The 1,168-nt window shown below is 49.8% G+C and carries 1 protein-coding gene; it reads right to left on the bottom strand.

Annotated elements, in window-relative coordinates:
• Nucleotides 1–870: 870 nt before the first annotated feature.
• Nucleotides 871–1,168, bottom strand: a 298-nt coding sequence (locus tag AUL36_RS22970) for a recombinase family protein (protein ID WP_156418556.1), incomplete at its 5' end; no start/stop codon positions are given.

Genomic DNA, 1,168 nt, shown 5'->3' on the forward strand with positions numbered 1-1,168 from the left:
AGGTGACCTTATATCCCATGTACATGATCGGAATGTAAAAATCGTTCATTACCGTACTTTGCACCCAATAAGGTTATTAAACCCACGAATATGCATGAATTTGCAGAGATTGTCCGCTCCGCGGGACGAATCCACTAACAATGCCCCATCTCGTAAGACGAAAATCTCGCCCCATAAAGTTGATACTATGTTCGCGAAATCAACATTATCGGGAATTGCGCCGATTACCCTATAACGCCGGTTGTATTCGGCTGGCGCAGACCACAACAAGTTACCGGCTTTTAGGATGGAGGACTGATGGTTTACTCGAACTTGAATTTCATTGTTATTCATTATGTCCACGCGGCTGTTGGCGATAAAAACTGTCCTATTGTATTCGTCGCTAACGATCGTGCCGCATTTCGAGGCCTCAGACGAGCCATTACGCCTGACTAATATATGACCAGAAGATAATTGATGCTCATTTTTCTCGGATACGTCGCGTATCGTAGATCCTATGACATCGCCTAATCGATCATTCGGGATCGCGATCCAATCAAGCAGCATTGATCTTGTAACAGGCTGCTGAGCTAATACTGAGCTGCCGCCGGTCGCGGAATTGGCGACCGAACTGTCGATTGGCGCCGAACACTCAGAAAGCGTATTTTTATCACTCGCCGCTGAAGCGGGTATAAAAATTGCAATACTGGAAAGTAATATTATCGATATATTGTATAATTTTATCATACTGCGATTTTTTCAATTAGCCGCTTATCGAGCATCGATGGTTGATAGATGGGCCATTACGTCTGCGCGCATCTGCTCCCCGCCCTTATACTGTCAGAATTATAACGCATCGGTATAGCCATATTATATACCGGCAAAAGATTGTCAGTGCCCTTCATCACGCGCCCGCTGAATCGTCTGCCGGCTGACGCCATAGTCGCGCGAGAGCTTGGACACTGAAGCCCCCTCCCCCAGCTTCTCGCGGACCACCTGCTTCTGCGCGTCCGTCAGACTGCGCGGACGCCCCAACACCTTGCCCTGCTCCTTCGCCCGGATTAGGCCTGCATGGGTACGCTCGATCAGAAGGTCGCGTTCGAACTCGGCGACCGCGTTGATGACGCTCATGGTCATGCGGCCCGTCGAACTGGTGAGGTCAACACCGCCCAGCGCCAGGCAGTGAACC

Source organism: Aureimonas sp. D3 (assembly GCF_001463805.1).
Taxonomy (GTDB): domain Bacteria; phylum Pseudomonadota; class Alphaproteobacteria; order Rhizobiales; family Rhizobiaceae; genus Aureimonas; species Aureimonas ureilytica_A.